Annotated in this window: 6 protein-coding genes; 4 read left to right on the top strand and 2 right to left on the bottom strand. The window is 60.1% G+C overall.

The window, feature by feature from the left end:
- Together VJ651_RS08850 and VJ651_RS08845 are read right to left on the bottom strand one after the other, a co-directional pair.
- A partial coding sequence (locus VJ651_RS08850; RefSeq protein WP_324107102.1) for an aspartyl/asparaginyl beta-hydroxylase domain-containing protein occupies nucleotides 1–722 on the bottom strand: 722 nt, incomplete at its 3' end.
- A gap of 121 nt (nucleotides 723–843) precedes the next feature.
- Complete coding sequence (locus VJ651_RS08845) at nucleotides 844–1,146, bottom strand: hypothetical protein (RefSeq protein ID WP_324107101.1); 303 nt, start codon at nucleotides 1,144–1,146, stop codon at nucleotides 844–846.
- 343 nt (nucleotides 1,147–1,489) lie between these two features.
- On the opposite strand from VJ651_RS08845, the gene mprF reads away from it, so the two are divergent.
- From mprF to VJ651_RS08825, 4 genes are all read left to right on the top strand, one after another.
- Nucleotides 1,490–4,078, top strand: a complete 2,589-nt coding sequence (gene mprF, locus VJ651_RS08840) for a bifunctional lysylphosphatidylglycerol flippase/synthetase MprF (protein WP_324107100.1) — start codon at nucleotides 1,490–1,492, stop codon at nucleotides 4,076–4,078.
- The gene (locus VJ651_RS08835) at nucleotides 4,063–5,205 is read left to right on the top strand and encodes a metallophosphoesterase (protein ID WP_324107099.1); all 1,143 of its coding nucleotides are present in this window, start codon (nucleotides 4,063–4,065) and stop codon (nucleotides 5,203–5,205) included. The genes mprF and VJ651_RS08835 overlap by 16 nt, the downstream gene beginning before the upstream one ends.
- Nucleotides 5,206–5,265: 60 nt before the next feature.
- On the top strand, nucleotides 5,266–6,075 hold the full coding sequence (locus VJ651_RS08830; RefSeq protein WP_324107098.1) for an ATP-binding cassette domain-containing protein: 810 nt from the start codon (nucleotides 5,266–5,268) through the stop codon (nucleotides 6,073–6,075).
- Nucleotides 6,076–6,078: 3 nt separating this feature from the next.
- Nucleotides 6,079–6,417, top strand: a 339-nt coding sequence (locus VJ651_RS08825; RefSeq protein ID WP_324107097.1) for an ABC transporter permease, incomplete at its 3' end; no start/stop codon positions are given.

Below are 6,417 nucleotides of genomic sequence, written 5' to 3'. Positions count from 1 at the left end.
GTCATCATGGTGCGTCCAAGCCAGCGGTTCACTGCCTGCGCCCAGCGGTAGCGCATCGGCCGTTCGATGTCGCAGAACAGGATGATGCGATCACAGTCGGTGTCGTTCTTTGCCCAGTGGATGTAGGTTTCGTCGAAGATCACGCTTTTGCCATCGGCCCAACTGTAGCGCTGGCCGTCGACTTCGATGAAGCAGCGCTCACTGTCGGGCGTGACCAGTCCGAGGTGATAGCGCAGTGATCCGGCAAACGGGTCGCGGTGCATGTTGAGTTTTCCTCCGGGCGGCAATTCGGCAAACATCGCCGCCTTCACGGACGGTATCGCACGCAGCAAGGCGACGGTTTGCGGACACAGGCGTTCCGCGGAGGGGTGGCTGGCTTCGTACCATTTGAGGTAGAAGCGCTTCCAGCCATATTTGAAAAAGGAATTGAAACCGGCGTCGTCGTTCTTCTCCGCTGCCTTGATTTTCTGCAGCGCGATCAGGTTCAAGGCTTCCGCTCGAATCGTTTCCCACTGATCTTCCAGCGGCTTGAGTTCCCTGAAGTCGTCGTTGGAAAAATACGGCGTGGATGGCACGCGCGAGAACAGGTGCATGAATAGATTGATCGGCGCCATGAACGACGAATGGTCGAACAACTGGCGCATGAAAGGCAGGCGCACCTTTCCGCGAAAGTGGATGTGGAGGATCGAAAGCAGGTAGAGGGAAACGACAGCCCATTTCATGGCACGACTCGATGCAGGGAATACATGCCGGCATGGCGGGTGCGGCCGGCGATCTGCATGAATACCGTATCGACAAGGCGTGTGCTTTATGCAAACGCAAATTGCCTGCGCGGAGGAGTGCCTAGGGCTTCGTGGGGGAGAGGGCTGCGCTGATCTTGCTCATGCGTGCATTGACGCCATAGAACAGCACGGTCAGCTGGGCGAGGATATTCAGTCCGGCAACCATTGCAATCAGCAAATTCCTGACAACAAACAGTGCGTACAAGACAGCGATTGCCGCGATGGCAATCCACCCGCCCCACGCCAGCAGCGAGATGGATAGGCGGGCGTCGCGGTCGCGGTGATACTTCAGGATCTGGGGCACGTACAAGGCCGACGCCGCAATGCCCGATACGCCGTACAAGACGCTTAACACCTGTTCCATCATTTTCCGTCGGCAAAAGAACGGTTGATTCGAATGCATCGTCCGCCAAAGAGACGCCGCAGCGACGATTCTAACGGTCGATTTGCGGCCGGAAAACATTTTTGCGAAGAAAGTTGTAACCGATCTTGCGGCGACGCGACCTTGATTCGCCTGGGCTCCCAGTCAAGCCTTAATGCGATTGAGCTTTGTCAATTCTTGTCGGCTGACTTCTTGCGATATGCGCCACTGAACAAGGGATTGCCTTTCTTATACTGAACCCAAAAGGGAGCAATCCTATGCGAGCTCGCGGCTCAAATCACACTGAACGCACACCTGCGGCGCAGGAACTTTTTGGGTCGCCATCGTGCCCCGCCTCCTGCAAAGAATAGGCCCCTTTGTCGGTCTCGCGATCTTCGGGCTGGCGTTGCTGATCTTGAACGATTGGCTGCGCACACAGCCCTACCTGGGACTGAAGACGGCCTTGTCAACGTTGCCGACGCCCTCGCTTGTGGATGCTGCAAGCCTGGCGGTAGCCGGATATGCAGTACTCACCGCCTACGATTTGCTGGGGCTGCGATTCATCGGCCGGCGCCTGAGCGTGTCGACCGCCGCTGCGACGTCCTTCATCGCCAATGCGCTGGGAAACAACTTCGGCAATACCTTGATCACCGGTTCGGCCGTGCGTTACTGGATCTATACCTCGGCGGGGCTGTCGACTTCCGAAATCGCGCGAGTCGTGCTGTTCTGCAGTGTCGGTTTCTGGCTTGGATTCCTCTTTGTCGGCGCAACGGTGTTCGTGCTCTTCCCCGTGAATCTGCCCGCTGAAATCAACTGGGCAGGAGCGACGACGCGGCCACTCGGGCTCGTCTTCTTTGCGCTGCTTGCCGCCTATCTGATGCTGATTGCAATGCGCGGGCGATTAATGCCTGAGATGCGAAATACCATCTTGCCATCGCTTGCATTCACGCTAGGGCAGATCATGGTTGCGTCACTCGACCTGTGCCTGATGGCGTCCGTGTTCTACGCATTGCTGCCGTCATCGGCCGACATTGGATTCGCCCGTTGCCTGACGGTGTTTCTCGTCGCGCTGGTGGCCGGCAATGTGAGTCTCGTGCCGGGCGGTCTGGGGGTTTTCGAATCGGCAGTCGTACTGCTGCTCGGGCAGCGCGTTGCCGCCATCGACCTGGCCGGTGCCTTGCTGATGTTTCGCCTGATTTACTTCGTCGCGCCGTTGGTTGTCGCGGCAGCGCTGGCGGCCATTCGCGCGCGCGCGGGTTCGCTATGGCATCTGCGCGGCATGGTGGCGAAAGGTTCACGTTTTCTCGTCGCGGTAGCGCCGCAAATACTGGCGGCCACGGTCTTCGTCGCGGGGGCTGTGTTGTTGTTTTCCGGATCGGTGCCGGCAGCGGCGGGGCGGCTGGAAGCACTGAATCATGTCCTGTCACTGCCCCTGATCGAAGCCTCCCACTTTGTCGCAAGCTTGGCTGGTGCGGTATTGCTGCTGCTCGCACGTGCGTTACAGCGGCGCCTCGACGCGGCCTGGCATCTTGCGGTACTGTTGCTCGGCGCAGGCGCTGCCTTATCCCTGTCCAAAGGCTGGGACTTTGAAGAGGCAAGCGTACTCGTCCTTGCATGCCTTGCGCTGCTGTCCTTGCGCCGCCAGTTCTATCGCAAGTCCTCTCTCCTGGGAGAACGCTTCAGCGCAGCGTGGACGGCTGCCATCGTGATAGTGATGGCAGCCTCCTCCTGGCTCGTGTTCTTCGCATACGGCAATGCTTCGTATGCGGAACAATCCTGGTGGACGTTCGCGCTGCACGCCGAGGCCTCGCGCTCGCTCCGCGCTACTGTCGGTGCGATGGTGCTGATCGCCATGTTCGCCTTGTATCGTTTGCTGAGGCCGATGCAGCCCGTGCCGCCATTGCCCGAGGTCAGCGACCTGGAGCGCGTGCGTCCTCTCGTTGAACGTTCGACGGCCACCTATGCGAACCTTGTCCTGCGGGGCGACAAGGCAGTACTGTTCAGCGCAGCAAAGGATGCCTTTCTGATGTATGGGCGCAGAGGCCGCAGCTGGATCGCAATGGGAGATCCGGTTGGCGCAGACAAGGGCGCGCGCGAGCTGCTCTGGCAGTTTCATGATCTCTGCGACCGGTTCGATGGCTGGTGCGTATTCTTCGAGGTGGGACAGAAGTGGCGTACCCAGTATGCCGAACTGGGGCTTGGGCTGACGCCGCTCGGCGAGGAAGCGCGTGTCGCGCTGGCCGACTTCGACATCGGCACGCCGACATACAAGAGGCTGCGTCAGGCGCGAGCACGAATGCAGCGCCAAGGCTGCAGCTTCGATATTCTCCCGCGCGAGGCAGTGCATGAGGTGCTGCCGTCGCTGGCGCAGATTTCCGAAGCCTGGCTGGCGGGCAAGGCGACGCAGGAAAAAGGATTTTCGAATGCCTCGTTCGACGTGGATTATCTCAAGCAGTTTCCGCTTGGAGTCGTGACAAGCGGCGGGAAAATCATCGCCTTCGCGAATTTGTGGCTTGGTGCGGACAAGGAAGAATTGTCGGTTGATCTCATGCGTCACTTGCCGTCCGCACCGAACGGCACCATGGACTTGCTGTTCTGCGAGTTGATGCTATGGGGGCGCAAGGAGGGATTCAAGTGGTTCAACCTGGGCATGGCGCCCCTGTCCGGGCTGGCCGAGTACGCGCAAATGCCGATTTGGCGTTCTCTCGGAACCTTGTTGTATCGGCATGGCGAGCACTTCTACAACTTCGAGGGCCTGCGCCACTATAAAGCCAAGTTCCATCCCGTCTGGCGGCCTCTGTATCTTGCTTCGCCAGGCGGCGTAGCTCTGCCTGCGATCCTTGTCGACGTCGCTGCGCTGATGGCGGGCAGCGTCCCGGGCATCATTTCGAAGCGTGGCGCTGCTGCACAAGAACGATCATGCGACGATTTCTGAGCCCCTTCGTGCTGACCTTGAGTACCATCCTCATTGCAGGGTATGTCTACGTGGCATTTCGCCTGGGCGCGAACTGGCCGCAACGCTGGTTGCTTGCGCTGCCGTTCCTCATGGTGTGGATCGTGCCCGCAGTCTACTGGGCAGGCGACCGCGAAAGTTCGACTGCGGCGGACGAACTGGTGCATGCCGTCAGTTACCTCTGCATGGGGTGGTTGAATTTTCTGGTGCTGCTGTCCCTGGCGCGCGATGCTCTTCTTGCTGCGGCATGGGCGCTTCATGCGCAAGCATTGTTTGGGTTGCTTGATAATGCCGGCCCGGCGCTGGTGTTTGCCGGTTCATTTGCCGCGTTGACGATTGGATTGCTGGCCGCTTTCCGCGGACCGCATCTGCGCCGGGTGACGATTCCGGTCGAAGGCCTTCATCCGGCATTGAACGGCTTGCGCATCGTCCAGATCAGCGACCTGCATGTCGGGCCAACGATCGGCGAGCGCTACGTGAAGCGCGTGGTGCAGATGAGCAACGAGTTGAACGCCGACCTCATCGTGCTCACCGGCGACATCGTCGACGGCCCTGTGAGCCGCCTGGCACGCCATGTGGCGCCGCTGGGCGAATTGAGGGCGCGTCATGGAAGCTTTTTCATTCTCGGCAACCACGATTGCTATGCCGGCGCGCAGGCATGGACCACCCATTTTCGGTCGCTCGGGATGCAAGTCTTACTCAACGAGTATCGGATATTTACGCGTGACGGTGCGAAGTTCGTGGTCGGCGGCGTCGTCGATCCGGCACTGAGCTTGACCGATCCGGAGCAGAAGCCGCGTCCGGATCTCGCCGCAGCGCCGCAGGCCGGGCGCGCCCTGCGCATATTGCTCGCGCATAACCCCTCACTGGCTTCGCTCGCGCAGGAGGCCGGTTTCGACCTGCAGCTGTCGGGACATACGCACGCCGGTCAATTCTTTCCCTGGACGATCGCTGTGCGCCTGGTGCATGCACCGCATGTTGCCGGGTTGTCGCGACTTGGTTCAATGTGGGTATATGTCAATGCGGGTACGGGGACTTGGGGGCCGCCGGTGCGCTTCGGCACCGAACCCGAACTGACCTTGCTTCAGCTCACGGCGCATATGACCTGAAGAGCGGATGATGTCGCTTGCATGGTGCGCGAGCTCGCATGGAACAATGAAGAGATTGTAATGAATGACACGGAAGGTTCCGCCATTGTCACCGTCGATTTGTGCAAACGCTTCGATGGCTTCACTGCGCTTGAAGGACTAAGCCTGACTGTGGGGCGAGGCTTGATTTTCGGGCTCCTGGGCCCGAATGGCGCCGGCAAGAGTACGACGATCAAGATCCTCACCACCTTGCTGGACGCCAGTTCCGGGGCGGCCGTAGTGGCCGGCTACGATGTCGCGAAGAAGCCGGTGGATGTGCGGCGCCATATCGGCTATGTGCCCCAGATGGTGTCCGCGGACGGCGGCCTGACCGGCTACGAAAACCTTTGCCTGTCTGCGAGTCTGTATGGGCTTCGCGGTGACCGGCGCGAAGAGCGCATCAGCGAAGCCCTGGCGTTTTCCGGCTTGCAGGAGGTGGCGACAAAATTGGTGCGAACCTACTCCGGCGGCATGATTCGGCGCCTTGAAATTGCGCAGGCGGCGCTGCATTACCCGGAGGTCTTGTTTCTGGATGAGCCGACCATCGGCCTGGACCCGGTCGCCCGGCGCGCTGTGTGGGAAAGACTGAAGCATCTGCGCCAGGCCAAGGGAATGACGATCCTGATCACCACGCACGACATGGAAGAAGCCGACATCCTGTGCGATGAGCTGGCTATTCTGCACCAGGGGCGCCTGGCAGCACTGGGTAAGCCCGCGGAGCTCAAGGCGCAGGTCGGATCACAGGCTACATTGGAGGATGTGTTTGTCCATTTCAGCGGCGCCGTGATCGATCAAGGCGGCAATTTTCGCGATGTGCGCGAAAGTCGCGGCACCATTCAGCGCTTGGGATAAGAAATGCTCGATTTTCTCTACGAGGCTGCCGCGATCGCCCAGGCCGAGATGCACAAGCTGTTGCGCGATCCTACCGAACTTCTGTCGCGCGCCGTGCAACCGGTATTGTGGCTGGCGGTCTTCGGGCAGGTCTTCAGTCAGGTACGCGGCATACCGACCGGGAACCTGCGCTATCTGGATTACATGGCGCCTGGGATTCTTGCGCAAAGCATACTCTTCAGTGCGATCTTCTATGGCATCGCGATCATTTGGGAGCGTGATCTGGGCATCGTCCACAAGCTGCTGGTCACCCCGGCGCACCGCAGCGCGCTGGTGCTCGGCAAGGCGCTGGCAGCGGGCTTG

This window comes from Noviherbaspirillum sp., assembly GCF_035254865.1.
In the GTDB taxonomy this organism is placed as follows: domain Bacteria; phylum Pseudomonadota; class Gammaproteobacteria; order Burkholderiales; family Burkholderiaceae_D; genus Noviherbaspirillum.
This window is presented reverse-complemented; position numbering and strand designations above follow the sequence as displayed.

Bases quoted from the DNA above. Each gene is read 5' to 3' on its own strand.
- VJ651_RS08845 (WP_324107101.1), bottom strand. From the start codon at position 1,146: ATGGAACAGGTGTTAAGCGTCTTGTACGGCGTATCGGGCATTGCGGCG.
- VJ651_RS08835 (WP_324107099.1), top strand. From the start codon at position 4,063: ATGCGACGATTTCTGAGCCCCTTCGTGCTGACCTTGAGTACCATCCTC.
- VJ651_RS08830 (WP_324107098.1), top strand. From the start codon at position 5,266: ATGAATGACACGGAAGGTTCCGCCATTGTCACCGTCGATTTGTGCAAA.